The organism is Prosthecobacter sp. (assembly GCF_034366625.1).
Taxonomy (GTDB): domain Bacteria; phylum Verrucomicrobiota; class Verrucomicrobiia; order Verrucomicrobiales; family Verrucomicrobiaceae; genus Prosthecobacter.
Window position 1 is genome coordinate 26,263 of record NZ_JAXMIH010000024.1, and the last position, 19,800, is coordinate 46,062.

17 protein-coding genes are annotated in these 19,800 nt (G+C 59.7%); 13 read left to right on the top strand and 4 right to left on the bottom strand.

The annotated features are described in order from the left end of the window. Positions 1-723: 723 nt before the first annotated feature. Positions 724-1,608, bottom strand: a complete 885-nt coding sequence (gene aroE, locus U1A53_RS23700; protein WP_322284353.1) for a shikimate dehydrogenase — start codon at positions 1,606-1,608, stop codon at positions 724-726. Between the two features lie 153 nt (positions 1,609-1,761). On the opposite strand from aroE, the gene U1A53_RS23705 reads away from it, so the two are divergent. The 10 genes from U1A53_RS23705 to U1A53_RS23750 all read left to right on the top strand — a co-directional run bounded on the left by U1A53_RS23705 (position 1,762) and on the right by U1A53_RS23750 (position 14,173). Continuing rightward, positions 1,762-2,625, top strand: a complete 864-nt coding sequence (locus U1A53_RS23705) for a ThuA domain-containing protein (protein WP_322284354.1) — start codon at positions 1,762-1,764, stop codon at positions 2,623-2,625. Between the two features lie 132 nt (positions 2,626-2,757). Beyond that, on the top strand, positions 2,758-5,019 hold the full coding sequence (locus U1A53_RS23710; protein ID WP_322284355.1) for a peroxiredoxin family protein: 2,262 nt from the start codon (positions 2,758-2,760) through the stop codon (positions 5,017-5,019). Between the two features lie 72 nt (positions 5,020-5,091). After that, positions 5,092-6,342 carry a DUF1343 domain-containing protein gene (locus tag U1A53_RS23715; RefSeq protein ID WP_322284356.1) on the top strand — a complete coding sequence of 417 codons (1,251 nt, stop codon included), beginning with the start codon at positions 5,092-5,094 and terminating at the stop codon, positions 6,340-6,342. An 8-nt stretch (positions 6,343-6,350) separates the two neighbouring features. Further along, positions 6,351-6,803, top strand: coding sequence for a ribosome silencing factor (gene rsfS / locus U1A53_RS23720; protein WP_322284357.1), 453 nt, complete (start codon positions 6,351-6,353; stop codon positions 6,801-6,803). Between the two features lie 43 nt (positions 6,804-6,846). Next, on the top strand, positions 6,847-7,884 hold the full coding sequence (locus U1A53_RS23725) for a substrate-binding domain-containing protein (RefSeq protein WP_322284358.1): 1,038 nt from the start codon (positions 6,847-6,849) through the stop codon (positions 7,882-7,884). Further along, a complete protein-coding gene (locus U1A53_RS23730; RefSeq protein ID WP_322284359.1) occupies positions 7,881-9,392 on the top strand; it encodes a sugar ABC transporter ATP-binding protein in 1,512 nt (503 codons plus the stop codon). The genes U1A53_RS23725 and U1A53_RS23730 overlap by 4 nt, the downstream gene beginning before the upstream one ends. 34 nt (positions 9,393-9,426) lie before the next feature. Then, positions 9,427-11,007, top strand: a complete 1,581-nt coding sequence (locus U1A53_RS23735) for a sulfatase (protein ID WP_322284360.1) — start codon at positions 9,427-9,429, stop codon at positions 11,005-11,007. Between the two features lie 53 nt (positions 11,008-11,060). Beyond that, the gene (locus U1A53_RS23740; protein ID WP_322284361.1) at positions 11,061-12,323 is read left to right on the top strand and encodes an MFS transporter; all 1,263 of its coding nucleotides are present in this window, start codon (positions 11,061-11,063) and stop codon (positions 12,321-12,323) included. A gap of 23 nt (positions 12,324-12,346) precedes the next feature. Continuing rightward, positions 12,347-13,099 carry a phosphocholine cytidylyltransferase family protein gene (locus U1A53_RS23745; protein WP_322284362.1) on the top strand — a complete coding sequence of 251 codons (753 nt, stop codon included), beginning with the start codon at positions 12,347-12,349 and terminating at the stop codon, positions 13,097-13,099. A gap of 9 nt (positions 13,100-13,108) precedes the next feature. Next, positions 13,109-14,173: a cobalamin-independent methionine synthase II family protein gene (locus U1A53_RS23750; protein WP_322284363.1), complete on the top strand. Its 1,065-nt coding sequence runs from the start codon at positions 13,109-13,111 to the stop codon at positions 14,171-14,173. Between the two features lie 10 nt (positions 14,174-14,183). Here U1A53_RS23750 and U1A53_RS23755 read toward each other — a convergent pair whose 3' ends face one another. Next, entirely contained in the window at positions 14,184-15,338 is a 1,155-nt protein-coding gene (locus U1A53_RS23755) for a prepilin peptidase (RefSeq protein WP_322284364.1), read from the bottom strand. 62 nt (positions 15,339-15,400) lie between these two features. On the opposite strand from U1A53_RS23755, the gene U1A53_RS23760 reads away from it, so the two are divergent. Both U1A53_RS23760 and U1A53_RS23765 read left to right on the top strand, forming a co-directional pair. Then, positions 15,401-16,096, top strand: a complete 696-nt coding sequence (locus tag U1A53_RS23760; protein WP_322284365.1) for a M15 family metallopeptidase — start codon at positions 15,401-15,403, stop codon at positions 16,094-16,096. Beyond that, positions 16,093-16,830 carry an RNA pseudouridine synthase gene (locus U1A53_RS23765; RefSeq protein WP_322284366.1) on the top strand — a complete coding sequence of 246 codons (738 nt, stop codon included), beginning with the start codon at positions 16,093-16,095 and terminating at the stop codon, positions 16,828-16,830. Before U1A53_RS23760 ends, U1A53_RS23765 begins: the two co-directional genes overlap by 4 nt. A 55-nt stretch (positions 16,831-16,885) precedes the next feature. Here the strand turns inward: U1A53_RS23765 and U1A53_RS23770 are convergent, their stop codons facing one another. Then, a complete protein-coding gene (locus U1A53_RS23770; protein WP_322284367.1) occupies positions 16,886-17,566 on the bottom strand; it encodes an SDR family oxidoreductase in 681 nt (226 codons plus the stop codon). Between the two features lie 4 nt (positions 17,567-17,570). Next, complete coding sequence (locus tag U1A53_RS23775; protein WP_322284368.1) at positions 17,571-18,698, bottom strand: Gfo/Idh/MocA family oxidoreductase; 1,128 nt, start codon at positions 18,696-18,698, stop codon at positions 17,571-17,573. A gap of 121 nt (positions 18,699-18,819) precedes the next feature. Between U1A53_RS23775 and queA the strand changes: the two genes are divergently transcribed. Continuing rightward, positions 18,820-19,800: a tRNA preQ1(34) S-adenosylmethionine ribosyltransferase-isomerase QueA gene (queA, locus tag U1A53_RS23780; RefSeq protein ID WP_322284369.1), complete on the top strand. Its 981-nt coding sequence runs from the start codon at positions 18,820-18,822 to the stop codon at positions 19,798-19,800.

Genomic DNA, 19,800 nt, shown 5'->3' on the forward strand with positions numbered 1-19,800 from the left:
GCAGCGCCGGGCCTGCTGGGCCTGTTGGACGCAGCGCTGGCGACGGCGGTGGAACTCCTCCGCCCTGGTTTTGCTGGGGACGCGGCGCGAAATTGCCGCCGCTCAATTGCTGGAATGGATTGCTTATGGGATACCTCCGGGTGTGTTCAAAACTCCAGGCCGCCTTGTGGCAACCACCTGGAAAATCATTCGAGAAAAACGCGCTGCAAACATCATATCAGCACGGACTCGATTCCGACATGCACGCGTCTGCTGTCTCCCGATCATGCGGGGTGGGTGGACGCGACAAAGAAAAAATCATGCAGGGAAAGTCAGAAAGGAAAGCGCTTACAGAAAGACGCTGGCGGAGCCAAGGACTCAAACGCCGTTCATAGGTAACGACTTTCACGACATTGAGCAAGCCGATTTATTGCCGCCCAGCGTGCCTAGTGGTCCTTGCCACAGACACGGCACATGAAGCGGTTGCCCCTGTCGGGGATCTCGTAGCTCTTCCCGCCGCAGAACGGACAGGCCACCGAAATGCAATTTCTCACAAACCAACGTGTCGCCATGGCAACAGCCACCCCCCCTACCAGCATCATTACCAGCGGCGGGAGGCGGTGAAATTCCAACCAGTTCCAAATCAGGTAAATGAACCCACAATAGAACGCGCCCATGAGAACGGGTCCAAAAAAGCTAAGGGCAAAATGCTGTGAGGAGGTCATGCGGGAGGCGTAGTAATCTTCACGTCATCACAGCATTGCGCAAGCCTTCACGCATCTCTTCCAGCGGTGCAGGCCGCTCAAACCAGTGCTCAAACGAGATCGCACCCTGATGCAGCAGCAGCGTGAGACCGTCCACCACCTTCGCACCTGCCCGTTTCGCATCTGTCAGCAGCGGCGTTTCACCACCGGCGCGGTAAACCATGTCAAACACGAGATGTCGGGCTTGCAGCGCCTCCGCAGGCAGGAGTTTAGTGTCGCCGGACTTCATGCCAAGCGAGGTCGCATTCACGACAAGATCAATTCCCGCCATTTCCGCTGCCACGGCCTCATCCGTCCATGGAATCACCTTCACCTCCGCTTTCGGTGAGAATTTAGCCACCTCCGCCGCCAGAGCCTCCGCTTTCGCTGCGGTGCGATTCGCCAAAACAAGCCTCGGACACTGCTCCAAAGCGCTCTGCACCGCCACCGCACGTCCCGCGCCGCCACCAGCACCGAGAATCAGCACGCGCAGATCCTTCACCTCGACTCCGAACACCTCCTTCACGCTCCGCAAAAAGCCCGGTCCGTCACTATTGTAGCCATACAGTTTGCCATCGCGAATCGCCAGTGTGTTAACCGCACCGAGCTGCCGTGCCAGCGGATCGAGCACGTCCACGGCATCCAGCGCCTCGAACTTGTGCGGGATGGTGATGTTCACGCCGAGGAAGCCACACGCCGCGAACTGCCGGAAAGCCTCCGCCACCTGCCCCACTGGCACTTGCACACGAATGTACTGCGCCTCAATGCCACAGGCCTTCAGCGCCGGATTGTGCATCTGCGGGCTACGAGAATGCGCAATCGGGTCGCCTATAACCGCCAGCCGCGCAGGCGGCGTGAAGCGCTCAGCCACCGCGTTCCAGTGCATCAAATCATCAAACGATAAAAAATCTCCCACACCCCAGCCATCGCCACAGATGCTCTTCCTGTCAAAGTTCCCGCCGCAATTTTACCGCTCGACATCTCGTTTGATCCGCGCAGCAATCATCGCCTCGCAAAACCTGCCTCTGTCATTCCAACCATGAAACTCCTCTTCCCTCTCGCCACCCTCGCGCTCGCCACTGGCCTCTTCCTCGCCCAGGCCGCCGACTCTGCCGTCAAGCCACTCCGCGTTTTGATCGTCGCTGGTGGTTGCTGCCATGAGTATGACAAGCAGCCCATGGCACTCAAAGAAGGCATCGAGTCTCGCATCAACGCCATTGTGGACATTGCCTACAACCCCGACAAGAGCACCAAGGCCACCTTTGAAATCTACAAGGCAAAAGACTGGGACAAGGATTTCGACGTCATCATCCACGACGAATGCAGCGCCGATGTCACCGATCCTGCCTACGTCGGTGCCATTCTCGGCGCGCACAAAGCCGGCAAGCCCGCCGTCAATCTCCACTGCGCCATGCACAGCTACCGCTGGGGCAATTTCCGCGAGCCGGTGAAGGCCGGTGCCGACAACGCTGGCTGGTATGAAATGCTCGGCCTCCAGTCCACCGGCCACGGCCCGCAGCAGCCCATCTCCATCACCTTCACCGACAAAACGCACCCCATCACCCAGGGCCTCGAAAACTGGACCACCATCAACGAAGAACTCTACAACAACATCCAGGTCCTCACCGGCAAACCTCTGGCCTCTGGCATCCAAATCGTCCCGCCCAAGGCCAAAAAAGGCGAAACACTGCCTCCCGACGCCAAAGCCACCGAAGCCACTGCCGTCGTCGCCTGGACCAACGAATACGGCCCGAATAAGACCAAGATCTTCTCCACCACCATCGGCCACAACACCGCCACCGTCGGCGACGCCCGCTACCTCGACCTCATCACCCGCGGCATCCTCTGGACCACCGGCCACATCAACGAAAACGGCCAGGCGGCCCCCGGATACGGCAAGTGAGTTTGCCGTTCATGCTCCGGCATGACTCCATCCATCTCGCGAATGCCCGGCGGTAACACCTCCGGGCATTTTGCATTTTTCATCCTGTAATTCTCAATTTCCAACCTCCAGCCACGTTCTTTGAGTCTGCTCATGCGCCCGTTCCTTCCTCTCGCCCTCCTCCTCGCACTCCCGCTTCACGCCGACGAACTTCCCGGCCACTCCGCGCATGGCGAAGCCTTCAACGAAGGCCCGCGTCAAGCCGCCGTGCTCATTCCAGGCTGCGGCGACGCCGTCAAATTCCCCATCAGCTCCAAAAAGCCCGACGCGCAGACTTTCTTCACGCAGGGCGTCGGCCAGCTTCATGGCTTCTGGTATTACGAAGCTGAGCGCTCCTTCCGTCAGGTCGCCGCCATTGATCCAGACTGCGCCATGGCCTACTGGGGAATGTCCATGGCCAACGTGAACAACGAAAAACGCGCCCGCGCCTTCATCAAGAAAGCCACGCCACTCAAAGCCAAAGCCACCCCACGCGAGCAGAAGTGGATCACCGTCCTCGAAACCCTCTACCGTGAAGGCGACGACAAGCGCGACAAAAAACAGCGCAGCCTCGACTGCATCAAAGACTTCGAAACCCTCGTCCAAGACGACCCGAAAGACATCGAAGCCAAAGCTTTCCTCGTCTGGCGCATCTGGTTTTCCCGCACCGAGGCTCCCATCTCCAGCAATCAAGCCGTCGATGCCCTGCTCGATCAAATCTTCGCCGCAGTTCCCAATCATCCCGCGCATCACTACCGCATCCATCTGTGGGATCAGAGCAAACCCATTCTCGCCCTGAAGTCCGGTGCGCAATGTGGTCAGGCAGCACCCGGCATCGCCCACATGTGGCACATGCCCGGCCACACCTTCTCCAAATTGAAGCGTCCCGATGACGCCGCCTGGCAGCAGGAGGCCAGCACCCGCGTCGATCACGCCTACATGATCCGCCAGTTCGTCCTCCCCGATCAAATTCACAACTACGCCCACAACGAGGAGTGGCTCATCCGCACCTACAACGACCTCGGTCGCGCCAAAGATGCCATCGGCCTCGCGCACAGCCTCATCGGCAATCCACGTCACCCGAGCTACAACACCCTCGACAAACAAACCACTTCCGCCAGCTACGGCCGCACCCGCTTGATCGAGACCCTGATCAAATGGGAACTCTGGGACGACTTGAAAACCTTCACCTCCCCCCCCGTCGGTCATCCCGCTCACGACATCACCCGTCTCCGCGCCCAAGGCCTCGCCGCGTATCATCAAAACGACACCAAGCTGCTCGCCGAGTCACTCAAGGCTCTCGAAGCCGTCAAAACCGATCAAAAACTCGTCAACATCGACACCAGCAAGCTCAAACCCAAAAAGGCAGACTCGTCCGACAAGTCAGAAAAATCCGACCCGAAGAAGAAAAGCGACAAGCCCGCCGAAAAACCCGAGGTCAAAGCGAAAAACAACGCCCTCACCGAATTGAAGGCCATCACTGCCCTCCTCGACAGCAAATTGCCCAAGACCGACAAAACCAAACTCCTCGACGCCATCAAAGACACCGACGTCCCCAAAGACCGCCTCGCCCGTTACTGGCTCAAGCTCGACGACAAAACCAAAGCCGCCGACCTCACCAAGAACTTCACCCAAGACCTTGTCGGCCTCGCCACCAAAACTGAAGTCCTTCTCGCCTGCGGCAAAACCGACGAAGCCAAAAAGGCTTTCGAGGAAACCCGCAAACAGGCTTTCGCGATGGATCGCAACCTTCCCATCGCCAAACGCTTCGACGCACTCGCCAAAACCTTCGCCATCAGCGGAGACTGGCCTGCGCCCGCACCAAAACGCACCGACAGCGGCATCCGCCCTCCGATCGAATCACTCGGCCCAGTCCACTGGCACGCGCCCGATGCTCCCACTTTCGAAGCCCTCACGCTCGACAACAAACCCGTGAAAAGCACCGACTACAGCTCGAAAAAGCCGACGCTGTTCATGTTCTACCTCGGCCACGAATGCGGCCACTGCGTCGAGCAGATCCAGGCTTTCTCCAAAGCCGCCGCCGACTTCGACAAAGCCGGCATCCAGCTTGTCGCCGTCACTCTGGAGCCCACGCAGGTCGCTGGAAAAATCCGCGAGAAACTCGCCCTCAAAAAGGACCAGCCACTCCCCTTCCCCATCCTGTGCGACAGCAGCCTCGAAGCTTTCAAAAAAGTCCGCGCCTACGACGATTTCGAAAAGGAAACTCTCCACGCCACCCTGCTGATCGACCCATCCAACAAACTCCGCTGGCTCGACATCAGTTGGCAGCCCTTCACCGACGCCAAGTTTGCCTTGGAGGAGTCCAAGCGCCTGCTCCAGCTCAATACGCCCGTGATAACTCAAGCCAGCGAGTAAATCAGCCCGCGGATTTATCGTTTTCCCCATCGGTGGCGTTGCCGTTCGGACGATCCTCCGCTAAAGAGCAGCATGATGTTCTCTCGCGGCTTTCTTCGCATCGTGTCGGCCTTTACGGCGCTCATTCTCGTCTCCTGCCAGATGCCTGCGCCGCAGGTGTATCAGCCCCAGGCGGCACAAGTCGGACCGTTCATGCTCGGGGTCGATGTCCTGGCCTCACGCGGCTTTGATTTGATCCGTGGCAAGCGTGTCGGCCTTATCACCAACCACACCAGCTTAACGGGCCGTGGCGAACGCACGCGCACTGTCATGCAGCGGGCACTGGGCAGCAATCTCACCGCGCTCTATGCCCCCGAGCATGGCATCGACGGCACCATCGGTGCTGGCATCCATGTCAGCACCCGTCGCGACAGTGTGACCGGTCTCACGGTCTATTCGCTCTATGGCCCGACTCGCAAACCAACGCCTGCGATGCTCGCGCCCATCGACGTGCTCGTCTTTGACCTCCAGGACATTGGCTGCCGCAGTTACACCTACATCAGCACCATGATCGTGGCGATGGAGGCCGCCGCAGAGAACGGCAAACAGTTCGTCGTGCTTGATCGCCCGAATCCCATGGGCGGCTGGCGTGTCGAAGGTCCGCCGCTGGAATCGAAATGGAAATCCTTCGTCGGCCAGATTCCCGTTCCTTACGTTCATGGCATGACCGCCGGCGAACTCGCCATGATGGCCTGCTCGCGCGGCTGGGTCTCGCGTGTTCCGCGTCTCGATGTCGTCAAAATGCAAGGCTGGCACCGTGGCATGGTCTGGCAGGATACCGGGCTGCGCTGGCATCCCACCTCGCCCAACATCCCGCACGCCACCTCCCCCTTCTACTACGTCACCACCGGCATTCTCGGCGGAGCCACCTCCGTGGACATTGGCATCGGCACCGAGAATCCCTTCGGCTACGCCGGTGGCAGCGGCGTCAATCCCAATGCCCTGCTCGCCTACTGCCAGCGCCTCAACACTCCAGGTGTCAGTTTCGCACCTTATTCCAAGAACGACTTCGGTGGGGTCCGCCTCAGTATTAACCCCCGAGCCACCGCGGACCTCACCGCGCTGGACGTTCTGCTTCTCGCTGAAATCAACCGCCTCAGCGGCGGCAAAGTCGTCGGCCGCATGAGCGGATCCAAGCTGAACCTGTTCAACAAGGTTTATGGCAGCGAATCGCTCTACAGCGACCTTCGTCGTGGCGTCCCCGCCATGAGCATCGTTTCCCGCTGGCAGGGTTATAACCAGAGCTTCCGCTCGCAAAGGCAGCGTTTCCTGCTTTATCCTTGATTCTAACCATGGAAGATCTCGAACTCGCCCGCGCCTGCGCCCTTTACGCCGATGACAAAAAAGCGGAGGACATCCGCATCCTCGACCTGCGCGGCCTCAGCCCCATCTGCGACTACTTTGTGCTCGTGACCGCCACATCCACGCCGCAGTTGCGTGCCGTGCGCGATGAAATCATCGAGCGCATGAAGGACGAACACGACACGCCGCCCGACGTGAAGGACGGCAACTTCGAGAGCCAGTGGATCATCCTCGTCTATGGCAACGTCATGGTGCATGTGCTCACGCCTGAAAAGCGCGAGTTCTACGCCCTCGAAGAACTCTGGGGCGATGCGCCTGAGCTTGCTCTGACCTTGGAAGAACCAAAACAGGAGCCGAAACCCGTGGTCAAGAAAGCCGCCGTGAAGAAAGTCGCGGCCAAGAAAGCCCCGGCAAAACGCGCGACGAAGAAGAAGGCAGACTGATTTTCTTCTCGTCATCCGTCACTGACTTCGCTACACAGCAGGCATGAACGTCCGTGTCCTGCTCGTCATTGTCTCCTGCACCCTGAGCGTCATCACCGGCCTCGTCATTGCACGCGGCGGCGTTGGCGTCACAGCAGTGCGACAGCGCCCCCTCATCGGCCTGTCGATGGACACACTCAAAGAGGAACGCTGGCAGATTGACCGCGATTTGTTCACCGCCGCCGCTCAAGCCGCCGGAGCGGACGTTTTGGTGCAATCCGCCAACAGCAACGATGTGGTCCAGCTCCAGAACATCGAGAGCCTCATCACACAGAAGGTCGATGTGCTCGTCATCATCCCCAAAGATGCCGCCGCCATGGCCAAAGGCGTCGAACTCGCCCATCAGGCCGGCATTCCGGTGCTTTCGTATGATCGCCTCATCACCGGCTGTGATCTCGATTTGTATCTGACCTTCGACAACGTCAAAGTCGGCGAGTTGCAGGCCAAGTTCCTCGCGGATCGCATCCCTCCCAGCGGCAAGCTGCGCCTCATCCGCATCTACGGCGCGAAGACCGACAACAACGCCAAGCTCTTCAAACAAGGACAGGACAACATCCTCCAACCCTTGATCGCCGCAGGCAAAGTCGAGGTGATGTTTGAAGACTGGACCGAAGACTGGAAGCCCGAGAATGCCAAGAAGATCACCAACGCCGCCATCACCAAGATCGGCCAAAATTTCGACGCCATCCTCGCCAGCAACGACGGCACCGCCGGTGGGGCCATTCAAGCGCTCACCGAAGAAGGCCTCGCCGGAAAAATCATCGTCACCGGCCAGGACGCCGATCTCGCCGCCTGCCAGCGCATCGCGCGTGGAACGCAGGCCATGACCGTGTACAAACCCATCCAAAGCATCGCCACCAAAGCCGCCGAACTCGCCCTCAAACTCGCCCGCCGCCAGCCCATCGTCGCCCGCGACGCCGTTTCCAACGGCAAAATCGACGTCCCATCCGTCCTGCTCGAAATCACCTCTGTCACGAAGGAAAACCTGCGTGAAACAGTCATCAAGGACGGCTTCCGCAAAGAAAGCGACGTGTTCCAATGATTCTTCGCGCTGAAAACATCACCAAACGCTTCCCCGGTGTCACGGCACTCAAGGATGTGTCGTTTGATCTTCGCGAAGGTGAAATCCATGCGCTGTGTGGAGAAAACGGCGCAGGCAAGAGCACGCTGATCAAGCTGCTCTCTGGCATTCACCCACACGGGAGCTACGAAGGCAAATTCGAGGTGAATGGCAACGAAGCTCGCTTTGAAACGATCAAGGATGCCGAGCGCACTGGCATTGCGGTCATTTATCAAGAGCTAGCGCTCGTCGAGGAGATGACCGTGGCCGAAAACATCTTCCTGGGACGTGAACCACGTCGTTGGGGAGCCTTCATCGACTGGCCTCGCATGCATCGCGAGGCGCAGGCATTGCTGGATCGTTTCAAGGTCGATCTCGAGCCATCTGCTCCCGTGCGCACGCTTGGCGTGGGGCAGAAGCAACTCGTCGAGATCGTCAAGGCGCTCGCTAAAGACTCCAAAATCCTCATTCTCGATGAACCGACCGCCGCACTCGCCGAGCACGAGGTCTTGATCCTTCTCGACATCCTGCGCGATCTGCGCAAGCGCGGCATCGCCAGCATCTACATCTCCCACAAGCTCGATGAGGTCTTCAGCATCGCCGACCGCATCACCGTGTTGCGCGATGGCACGACGGTTTGCACGCAGCAGGCCGCCAGTACGAACAAGAATGAGGTCATCCGCCACATGGTCGGTCGCGAGTTGGGCGATCTGTTCCCACGCCGCACCTCACACCCCGGCGAGATCATTCTGCGCGTCGATTCCCTCGCCGTGGCGGATGCTGAGACCGGAACCACGAAGCTCCATGACATCAGCTTCGAATTGCGTGCCGGTGAAGTGCTCGGCATCGGCGGTCTGATGGGCGCTGGGCGCACGGAGCTGCTCATGCACCTCTTCGGAGCCTGGGGACGCGGCCTTTCTGGCAGCGTGCAGCTTCGCAATCAACCTCTGAGCGGCCTCACACCCGAAACCATCATCCAGCGTGGCCTGGTGCTGGCTTCCGAAGATCGTCGTCGTTACGGGCTGCATCTCGATCACGAGATTGGCTTCAATCTCTCGCTTTCCTCGCTGCAAAGCGTCACTCGCAGCGGCTTCATCCGCCGGAATCGGGAAATTCAACGCAACCAAGGCATCTTCGATTCCCTCCGCGTCAAAGCGACCGGCCTAGAAGCCGTTGTGGGCAAACTCTCTGGCGGCAATCAGCAAAAAGTCGTGCTCGGCAAGGCCCTACTGACCGAACCTTCCGTCATTCTGCTCGATGAGCCGACGCGCGGCATCGACGTGGGTGCGAAGCTCGAAATCTACGAAATCATCAATCAGCTCACCGCTGAAGGCAAGGCCGTCATTCTCGTCTCCAGCGAACTGCCCGAACTCATCGGCATGAGCGACCGCATTCTCATGCTCAACGCCGGGCGCATCGGCGGTTCCTTCACCCGCAGCAAGGCCACGCAGGAAAAACTCATGGCCGCCGCCATGGGTCATGCAGGCTGAAAGTTGAAAACAACCCTCGCGTTCAAACTCCACCATGATTCGCCCTCTCCTCGCCTTTCTCGTTCTCACCACCTTTGCGCAGGCAGCCAAGACACCCAACATCGTCTTCATCTTCTGCGATGATTTGACCACGCAGGCCATCAGTTGCTACGGCGACAAGCGCAAGCTGCTCGAAACGCCGAACATGGATCGCATCGCCAAGGAGGGCATGCGCTTTGACCGCTGCCTCGTGACGAACTCGATCTGCGGCCCCAGCCGCGCGGTGATCCAGACCGGCAAGTACTCGCATGCCAACGGATTCTACAACAACAGCAACAGCAAGTTCGACAGCAGCCAGCCGACGTTCCCGAAGGTGATGCAAAAAAGCGGCTATCAGATGGCGGTGATCGGCAAATGGCACCTCATGACCGATCCCGTGGGTTACGACTACTGGAACGTGCTGCCGGGCCAGGGTGCCTATTACAACCCGGCAATCATCAACAACGGCAAGACCGAGAAACTGGCAGGCTATACGACCGACATCATCGGCGATCTCACGCTCGACTGGCTCAAGGGCCGCGACAAAACCAAACCCTTCATGATGATGAGCCAGCACAAGGCCCCACATCGCGAATGGGAGCCGCCAAGCCGCCTGCTCGGCTTCGACAAGGATCGCGTTTATGAGGAGCCGGAAACATTGTTCGACAGTTACTCCGGTCGCAGCAAAGCGGTAAGTGACCACGACATGGGCATCGACCGCACCTTCACCGAACGCGATGCGAAACTCGTCGTTCCCGGCAATTTGACCGAGGAGCAGAAGACCGCCTGGAATGCCTACTACGAGCCGCGCAACGCCAAATACCGCGAGGCAGCTCCTGCTGGTCGCGAACTCGTCAAATGGCGTTACCAGCGCTACATGCACGACTATCTGGCCTGCGTGAAGGCGGTGGATGAGAATGTGGGCCGTGTGCTCGATTACCTCGATAAAGAAGGCCTCGCGGAGAACACCGTCGTTATCCTCAGCAGCGATCAGGGCTTCTTCCTCGGCGAACACGGCTGGTTCGACAAGCGCTGGATCTTTGAAGAGTCCCTGCGCACACCCTTGATGGTGCGCTGGCCCGGCGTGATCAAACCCGGCAGCAGCACGAGCCAGATCGTGTCGCTCATCGACTTCGCCAGCACCTTCCTCGACATCGCCGGTGCGCCAAACATGGCCGACGTGCATGGCCGCAGCATCGTTCCGCTCATGAAGGGTGAAACGCCCGAAGACTGGCGCAAATCGCTCTACTACCACTACTACGAGTATCCCGTGCCGCATCGCGTGCGCCCGCACTACGGCGTCATCACCGACCAGTTTAAGCTCGTGCATTACTACAAGCCGGATGTCGATGATTGGGAGCTGCTCGACCGCAAAGCCGACCCGCTCGAAGTGAAGGACTTCTACAACGACCCCGCTTACGCCGACAAAGTGAAGGAACTCAAAGCCGAAATCCTCCGCCTCCAGGCCGAGGTGAAGGAAACCATGCCCCCGCCTCGCTTCACACACGGCAACAAGGCATTCGATGGCGAAGTCAATCCGCCCGAGCAGCCGAAAGGCAAGGGGGTCGGCAAGAAAAAAGCGGCGAAGCAGCAGTAGGACCCGCTTTGCACTATTGACGTGTCGTTCCCTTTTCGCTTTTCTCACGCCCGTTGAACACCACCAGCCATAGTTCGGATCAACGGGCCTTTTCATCCGACCAGCGCATGGTGCTGTGGGTTTTGTGGCTGACCTACGGCTCGTTTTACTTCTGCCGGAACAATTTGAGCGTCGCGCTGCCCGGCATTCAGGAGGAGCTGGGTTACACGAAGTCGCAGATGGGCACGGTGCTCATGGTGTTGAAGCTGGCGTATGGCGCGGGGCAGTTCATCAACGGGCAGATGGCGGAGCACTGGCAGCCGCGCAAACTGCTGGCGCTGGGCCTGCTGGCGTCGGCGGCGCTGAATGTGGTGTTTGGCTGGATGACGGCGCTGTATTTCCTGACCTTCGTGTGGGCCTGCAACGGCTACGTGCAGGCGCTGGGCTGGCCGCCGACGATGCGTGTGGCAGCGAACTGGTTTCCGCCGCTGCAACGCGGACGCGCCATCGGCATCATCGGCACCGGCTATCAACTCTGTGGTGCGCTGACTTTCGTCGTCGCTGGCTGGGCGGCGGAACGCTTCGGCTGGCGCGGCGCGTTGTATGTACCGGCGGTGCTGGTCTCAATCAGTGCCGTTCACATGCTGGTGTTTCTCAAAGAAAAACCTGCGGCGGAGCATGCGCTTGAGGACATGGAGCATGCGACGGCGATGGCGAACCGGTCGCTGCGGGAGAATCTCGTGGTGACATTGACCAATCCAGCGCTGTGGCTGGTGGCGGTGGCGCTCTGTCTGCTGGATGCCTGTCGCTACGGCTTCACCGACTGGGGTGTGACACATCTCAAGGAAGTGCAAAACGCCAGCGTCGGCACGGCGGCGTTCAAATACGCAGTGCTGCCCTTCGGCGGCATTGCGGGCGCTTACTTGTCGGGCTGGGCCACGGATCGTTTCTTCAAAGGACGACGCGCGCCAGTGATCTGCATCTTGCTCTTCGCGCTCGGTTTGCTCGCGCTGGCTTATGATTCCGTGATTCACTGGGGCATGTTGCCATCTGTAGCGATCTTGTTCTGCATTGGCTTCTGTATTTTTGGCCCGCAGGTGCTGCTCGTCGGCACTCTGCCTGTGGATCTCGCGCGACGCGGTACTGCCGCCGCAGCCGTGGGCTTCGTGAACTTCATGGGCTACATGGGTGCGGCCGCAGGCGACAAATTGACAGGCCGCCTTGCCGAAGATTACGGCTGGCCCACCGCCGTGCGCTTCTGGGCCGCGTGCGCCTTCGCCGGATCATTGGTCATCGCATGCCTGTGGAAGGCAACCGCACGCCCACATAACACATAAACACCCAACTTTTTCTTCCTCCAATGAGAGCCATCATCATCGCAGCCGGTCGCGGACGCCGCCTCATGCCCACCACCGCCGCCGCCCCCAAGTGCTACGCCGAGATCAACGGCAAGCGCATGCTGGACCACGCGCTCAATGCCTTCGCAGGCGCGGGCATCAGCGATGTGTGCTTCATCGGTGGCTACCAGATCGACAAGGTGCGCGCCGACTACCCGCAGTTCACATTTCGCCACAACACCGGCTGGGAGGATAACAACATCCTGCTCAGCCTGATGCACGCGGAAGACCTCATGGAGGATGGCTTCATCTGCTGCTACTCGGACATTCTGTTCACGAACGACGTGATTGAGGGTGTGCTACGACACCCCGCCGACATCGCATTAAGCGTCGATACGCAATGGCTCGACCGCTACCAGCATCGCTCACAACACCCGCCCGACGACGCGGAGAAGGTGATCGTGAACAACGGCCTGGTGCAGCGCGTGCATCGCGGTATCACACCGGAAGAAGCGTATGGCGAATACACCGGCATCGCGAAGTTCACCGCGAAGGGAGCGGCCAATTTGCGCGAGCATTTTCATCAGGCGCGCGAGCAGTTCGCAGGCAAGCCCTTCCGCGAAGCCGTCGTCTTTGAGAAGGCCTATCTCATTCTCCTGCTCCAGCAAATGATCGAAGCCGGCATCCCCATGGCCCACTCCGACACGCCCGGCCACTACATGGAAGTGGACACGCAGGAAGACTTCGAACTCGCCCGCAAACACTGGTCCAAATAATCCACCGTCATGAGCAAGCCACTCCTCTTCCCCACCTCCGTCGTCGGCTCGCTGCCGCGTCCGGCTTTTGTGCTCGACCTCATCAACGACCGTCCACCGCTCTCCACTGAATGCTACACCAACGAGATGCAGGCCGCCGTACGCTACGCCGTCGCCATGCAGGAGCACGCAGGGCTGGATGTCATCACCGACGGCGAATGGTGGCGCAAAAGCTACATCGGCGTCATCGCCGAACTCGCGCATGGCTTCGAACTCGGCACCGCACCGGATGGCAGGCCCATGACCGTTGTCACAGAGAAACTATCGCCCAAAACACCGGGCTTCATCGCCCGCGAAGTCACCTTTCTCAAAACGATCACGAGCCGCCTCATCAAATCCACGCTGCCGTCTCCCGCGCTGCTCGGCGAGCGCATGTGGCATCCGGAGAAGTCCGCCAAAGCCTATCCGAACCGCGACGACTTCGTGCGCGATTGTGTTCCCGTCCTGCGCCGCGAACTCGAACTCGTCAGTGATGCCGGGGCCGACATCGTACAGATCGACGACCCGCATTTGTGCCTCTTCGTCGATCATGACGTGCGCGGCCGTTACACCGACCCCGATGCCGCCGCCGACTTCGCCGTGGACATGGTCAATGAAGTCGTCAGCGGCATCACCGGCGTGAAGATCGCCGTGCATCTCTGCCGCCGCGCCGGTGGCCGTGCGCGTGGTGAAGTCTGCCACGGCGGCGGCTATGGCCCCATCATCAAGCACCTCAACAAGCTCAACGCGCATCACCTCACCATGGAGTTCACCGCGCCACAAGCTGGCGACATGACCGTCTTCCGTGAACTGCGCGAAGATCTCGAAATCGGTCTTGGCTGTGTAGACGTGACGCCAGGCCAGGTGGACAGCGCTGAGACCATCGTCAGCCGCGTGCGCAAGGCTTTGCAGTTCCTCGCTCCCGAACGCATTTCGCTGAATCCCGATTGCGGCTTCGCCCCCGGCTCCGGCGCGGTGGTGAGCATTGACGAGACCTATCAGAAGCTCTGCAACGAGGTGGAGGCAGCGCGAATCCTGCGCGCGGAGTTCGCGTGAGAACGCGATCTCACCGCCACATCGTCTTGCTCACATACCACTCAACGAACTGCGGGCCGTAGAAGACCCAGATCACGGCTCCCATCGCGAGATAAGGACCGAACGGGATCTTCGCACCCCATTCCGCTTTGCCCGTGACGCGGTGGATCACGGCAAAGACCGTGCCGAGCACCGAAGCGGCGAGAATCGTGAACAACACCGCCTGCCAGCCGGTGAAGGCGCCGATCATCATCAGGAACAGCACGTCGCCGAATCCCATCGCCTCACGCGGGATCACCACCTGCGTCGTTTGCGCTTTCAGCGTCGTCACTCCTTCGAGCGAAAACTCCTCCAGGTTCGTGCCGTCGCGCACCTTGAGTTTTTCCATCCACAGTTCGGCGGTCACGGCGCCAAAGGAACGTTCATTCACCTGCAAGGTGCTGCATGAGACCACCATGCGGTCAGTCGCGCGCATGAAGAGATCGGCCCAGTCATACTTGTGCTCACCGAAGGCAACCACGGGGGGCTCGTTATCATCCGGCTGGGTCACCTCCCAGGTTTCTTCCTTGGCAAAGACGAACTTCTTCCGCCCAAACGCCAGTTTTCCGAGTTCCACCACCAGCCAGAGCCCGCCAAGACCGAGCGCGGCGCTGGCCAGCGAGATGAGCAAGCCACGGGTGTGCGTCTCCTGCTCCACCAGCGCCGGCACCCACCACGCTGAAAGCACTCCCACCACGGCACCCCCGATGGTAATCGTATGCGGCAGGATGAAATGATCGATGTCGATGAAGGTGCCGGAAATCAGCAGGCTCATAAACACCCACAGGCAGAGCACCTGCGGCCCCCAGGTGCTGATGTAAGGCCACGGATCCGGGTATTCTCCGCTGATCTTCAGAAACACGAGGTAGAACATCACGCCGGTGAGCAGTTCGACCATGAAGTAGCGGATGGAAATCTTGCCGCCGCAGTTCGCGCACTTCCCGCGCAGCAGCAGCCAGCTCAGCAGCGGGATGTTCTGCCACATGGGGATCTGGTATTTGCACGAGGGGCAAAAGCTGCGCCTGGGATTGTTCACCGAAATGCCCAGCGGCATGCGGTAGATGACCACATTGAGGAAGGAACCAATCCCGGTGCCAATGTAGAAGGCCAGGAAGTGCAGCAGGGCGTTGAGAATTTGAAAGCGCATGAATGATGGCGGGATTTGCAAACTTGCCCCGCCGTGCGTGAGTACGGAAGCAAAAACTCCACATGACCTCAGATTCCTGGCGCCGCCTGCGCACTGCCCCCCTCCTTGCCATCATCACTCTGGTCGCCTGTGCCACGAAAGAGGAACGCCGCAGCGCCCTAGTGCCCAGCCACTCCATCGAACTCGCGAAGCGCTTCGATTTCGTCGATGTCCGCGCCACCATTCCCGACATCGCCATCGATCTGCGCTACGCCACGCCCCACAATGTTGCCGGTCACCCTATCTATCCTTCCCGCATGCCCTGCCTGCTGCGCATAGAGACAGCGGAAAAGCTGAAGACCGCACAGGCTCTGTTGCGCGCCCAAGGCTACGGCCTGCGCATCTGGGACGCGTATCGTCCCCCGGAGGCACAGGAAACACTGCATCAGCATGGCGGCAGCACCGGCATGTTCCTTTCTCCGAAGGCCGGCTGGAGCCGCCACTGCGGCGGCATCGCCGTCGATCTCACGCTCGTCGATGCACAAGGTCGCGAGCAGCGAATGCCCACCTACTTTGACCAGGACTTCGAAAACGCCAGCCACCACTACCGCGGCAGCGATCCCATGGTGAAGCAGAATTTAGCCATCCTCAAAGAGGCCATGAAGCAGGCCGGTTTCACGCAGTTGGAGTCCGAGTGGTGGCACTTCGACGACGAGGACTACATCCACGATCCCCAGCCCATCGTCTATGGCCGGGAACTCGCCATCCCCATGCTGTGAGCATCCGTAACGACGCCACCTTCACCGTCATCGACGAGACCGATGGCTACATCGTCGTCAACAAACCCGCCCCGCTGCAAATCCATCCCGGTGATCCGAATGGCCCGCCCACGCTCTGGCATCGGCTCTGCGATCTCCTGTCGTATGAAATCGCCAACGGCGGCCAGGTCTCCATCATCAACCGCCTCGACCGCGAGACCAGTGGAGTCGTGCTCGTGGCAAAGAATCACGAACTCGCCCGCCTCTTCGGCATGGCGATGCAAGACCGCAAGATTCATAAAACGTACGTCGCCCTCGTCCATGGCTGGCCGGAGTGGGAGGAGAAAAACCTTGATGCACCGATCTTGAGCGCCCGCGAAGTCGGCCCCGCCGACATTTGGGTCAAACAAATCGTCCATCCGCAAGGTGCTGCGTGCCGCACCTCGTTCCGCACGCTGCAACGCTTCGAGCGCAACGACATGAAGTTCGCATTGGTCGAGGCGAAGCCTGAAACCGGCCGCATGCATCAGATCCGCGTGCATCTCCATCACCTCGGCCTCCCCATCGTCGGCGACAAACTCTATGGCCGCGATGACCGCTGCTACCTGGAGTTCATCGAAACTGGCTGGACGCCTGCTTTGGAGAAAAAACTGCTCTTGCCGCGCCAAGCACTGCACTCCTCACGACTTGAACTCAATCTCGAAGGCTTTCCGAGCTGCTGGAAGGCGCCGCTGCCATCCGAGTTCGTATTGTAGTTCCGCCTTTAGGCGGCTCAGAACCGGCTAAAGCCGGGACTACAAAACGCTGCACTCAAGCCCAGCGCCTGACTCGGCTGTCGAGTTGAAACACCTGCCCGCTCACGTTCTCCAGGCTGTGCAAGAAGACGATGAAGCGCGCTGCGTCCTGTGGCGTATTCAGACGTCCCAAGGCATGCGCGTTCAGTAGATTTTCGCGGAACGCCGCATCTACCAGCAGATGATGCGTCATTTTCGTCTCCAGAAATCCCGGCAGCACGCAGTTCGCCCGCACATTGCGCGCGCCATACTCCTTGGCAATGCTCTGCGTCAGTCCGATCAAGCCCGCCTTAGCCGCCGCGTAATTTGCCTGGCCATAAGGGCCGCTGAGCGCCGAATACGAGCCAATGTTCACGATGTGCCCATGCCGCTGCTTCGCCATGAGCTTCACCGCCGCCTGTGACACCAAGAATGCGCCTTTGAGATTCACATCGACGACTTGATCGAACTCCGTCTCTTCCATCTTCGCGATGGAAACATCGCGACACACACCGGCATTGTTCACCAGCAGATCAAGCTGCTTCACCGTGGCGAAAAACGCCTTCACCGAGTCCGCATTCGTTACATCGAGATCGCCACGACCCGGTGTCACAACGTCGAAACCCGCCTGCTTGAGTTCTTCGTAAATCGATTTCGCCAAATCGCCCTCACCGCCGGTGATGACGGCGGTGCGCGGCGGAGAGGTGGACACATCCATGTGATCAACCGAGCGTGAAAGCCGGCAGCTTCACGATCTTGCCACCTGCCATGGCCGACTGATGCGCGCAGAGGCCTACACAGGTCCAGTTGGCAGATTGCGCGGCGTTCGGGAAGGGCTGGCGCTTTTCGGCGAGGGCGTAGGCGAACTCGTTGGCGAGATGCGGATGACTGCCGCCGTGACCGGAGCCTTGGGTGAAGCTGAGATGGGTTTTCTTGCCAATGTCATAGACGCCCTTCGTGGTGAAGCGCTGGATTGGCTTCGGCAGGCGTTTGGCGAAGTCAGGAGTCTTCACGAGCTTGGGAATCTTTGGCTCGGGCAGTTTGGCGCGGTGCATGACGAGCGGTTCGTGCTCGATGAGAGGCCATTCGATGGAGGCTTTGTCGCCATACACGTCGATGCTCTCGCGATACTGACGCGCGGTGTCAAACAGACTGCGAATGATGCGGGCGCTGACATCGGTGCCTTTGAATTTGATGTGCGCCGTTTCGACGGCAAACGGCGAGCCGTAGCACTTTTGCAATTCCTTGCGCACGGTGCCGGAGCCAAAGCAGCTCACGTATTCGGCGGGTTTGCCGATCATGCCGGCCACGGGACCGACGCAGTGCGTGGCATACCACATCGGCGGCAGGCCGGGCCAGTAGTTCGGCCAGCCGTCCATGTCCTGCTGATGCGAGGCCTGCACGAACTGCAGCTTGCCGAGTTTGCCCTGATCAAGCTGCTCCTTCATGAAGAGATACTCTCGGGCATAGACCACAGTCTCCATCATCATGTACTTAAGGCCGGTTTTTTTGACGAGATCGCAGATCTTTTTGCAGTCTTCGATGCTGGTGGCCATCGGCACGGTGCAGGCGACGTGTTTGCCGGCCTTGAGCGCTTCGATGCTCATCCAGCCGTGGTCGGGAATGGGCGAGTTGATGTGGACGGCGTCGATGTTCGGGTCTTTGAGCATCGCTTTGAAATCCGTGTAACGCACGGCGATGTCGAAGGCGTCGCCGATGGTGTTGAGTTTCTTCGGGTCGCGCTGGCAGATGGCGTAGCAGGTCGTGAGCGGGTGACGTTGCCAGATGGGGATGAATTCTGCCCCGAATCCGAGGCCGACGACGGCGATGTTGAGTTTTTTGTCAGACATGATGGCTGGAAGTTGCGGCGCTCTTATAGGCGTGAACGGCAGCCAAGGGGAAGGACAAAGTTTAGGCCTGATCGGACGGGCTTTGGTTGATGGTTCTGAGTTGATGGTTGATGGATGGGCGATGCTGACCGCCGACTTCGATTACCATCTGCCGCCTGAATTGATCGCCAGTGAACCGCTGGCGGATCGGTCGGCGTCGCGGATGATGGTGGTGCATCGGGGTTCGGGGAAGATCGAGCACCGGATGTTTCGGGACATCGGGCAGTTTGTATCGCGGGAGGCAGGGGACATGCTGGTTTTGAACGACACGCGGGTCGTTCCGGCCCGCTACTTCACGGATCGCGGTCATGAGGTACTGCGGTTGCAGATTCTCACACCCACACGCTGGCGCTGCATGGTGAAGCCGGGGAAAAAGTTCCGAATCGGCCACACGGTGCCGATTGGCGAGGCCACGGGCCGTGTGATCGAGATTCTGGAGGAAAACGGCGACCGCATCATCGAGTTCGACCGCGTGGTGGATGAATCGAAGCACGGCCACCTCGCCTTGCCGCACTACATGGGCCGCGAGGACCAGCCTGCGGACCGCGAACGCTATCAAACCGTGTTTGCACGCCAGGAAGGCTCCATCGCCGCACCCACGGCTGGCCTTCACTTCACGCCGGAGGTGCTGAATCCCCTGCCCCACACGTTTGTGACGCTCCATGTCGGTGTCGGCACGTTTCAGCCAGTGAAGGTAGCGAACATCGCGGATCACAAGATGCACTCCGAAGTCTATGAAGTCTCCGAATCGACCGCTGCGGCGATTCAATCGGCCAAACGCGTCATTCCCGTCGGCACCACGGCCCTGCGCACGTTGGAAACCGTGGCCCGCGATCATGGCCGAGTCATCGCCACGCGAGGCAGCACGGACATCTTCATTCATCCTGGTTTCGAGTTCCATGTCGCTGGCGGCTTGCTGACGAATTTCCATCTGCCTAAATCAACGCTCATCATGCTGGTCAGTGCTTTTGCGGGCAAGGAGCTGACGATGCGGGCTTATGCAGAGGCAATTCGCGAGCGCTATCGCTTCTTCAGCTATGGGGACTGCATGCTGATCGTGTGA

Coding starts and splice junctions, on each gene's coding strand:
- U1A53_RS23725 (WP_322284358.1), top strand. CDS start 6,847: ATGAACGTCCGTGTCCTGCTCGTCATTGTCTCCTGCACCCTGAGCGTC.
- U1A53_RS23715 (WP_322284356.1), top strand. CDS start 5,092: ATGATGTTCTCTCGCGGCTTTCTTCGCATCGTGTCGGCCTTTACGGCG.
- U1A53_RS23730 (WP_322284359.1), top strand. CDS start 7,881: ATGATTCTTCGCGCTGAAAACATCACCAAACGCTTCCCCGGTGTCACG.
- queA (WP_322284369.1), top strand. CDS start 18,820: ATGCTGACCGCCGACTTCGATTACCATCTGCCGCCTGAATTGATCGCC.
- U1A53_RS23750 (WP_322284363.1), top strand. CDS start 13,109: ATGAGCAAGCCACTCCTCTTCCCCACCTCCGTCGTCGGCTCGCTGCCG.
- U1A53_RS23710 (WP_322284355.1), top strand. CDS start 2,758: ATGCGCCCGTTCCTTCCTCTCGCCCTCCTCCTCGCACTCCCGCTTCAC.
- U1A53_RS23745 (WP_322284362.1), top strand. CDS start 12,347: ATGAGAGCCATCATCATCGCAGCCGGTCGCGGACGCCGCCTCATGCCC.
- U1A53_RS23735 (WP_322284360.1), top strand. CDS start 9,427: ATGATTCGCCCTCTCCTCGCCTTTCTCGTTCTCACCACCTTTGCGCAG.
- U1A53_RS23770 (WP_322284367.1), bottom strand. CDS start 17,566: ATGGATGTGTCCACCTCTCCGCCGCGCACCGCCGTCATCACCGGCGGT.
- rsfS (WP_322284357.1), top strand. CDS start 6,351: ATGGAAGATCTCGAACTCGCCCGCGCCTGCGCCCTTTACGCCGATGAC.
- U1A53_RS23755 (WP_322284364.1), bottom strand. CDS start 15,338: ATGCGCTTTCAAATTCTCAACGCCCTGCTGCACTTCCTGGCCTTCTAC.
- U1A53_RS23760 (WP_322284365.1), top strand. CDS start 15,401: ATGACCTCAGATTCCTGGCGCCGCCTGCGCACTGCCCCCCTCCTTGCC.
- U1A53_RS23775 (WP_322284368.1), bottom strand. CDS start 18,698: ATGTCTGACAAAAAACTCAACATCGCCGTCGTCGGCCTCGGATTCGGG.
- aroE (WP_322284353.1), bottom strand. CDS start 1,608: ATGCACTGGAACGCGGTGGCTGAGCGCTTCACGCCGCCTGCGCGGCTG.
- U1A53_RS23705 (WP_322284354.1), top strand. CDS start 1,762: ATGAAACTCCTCTTCCCTCTCGCCACCCTCGCGCTCGCCACTGGCCTC.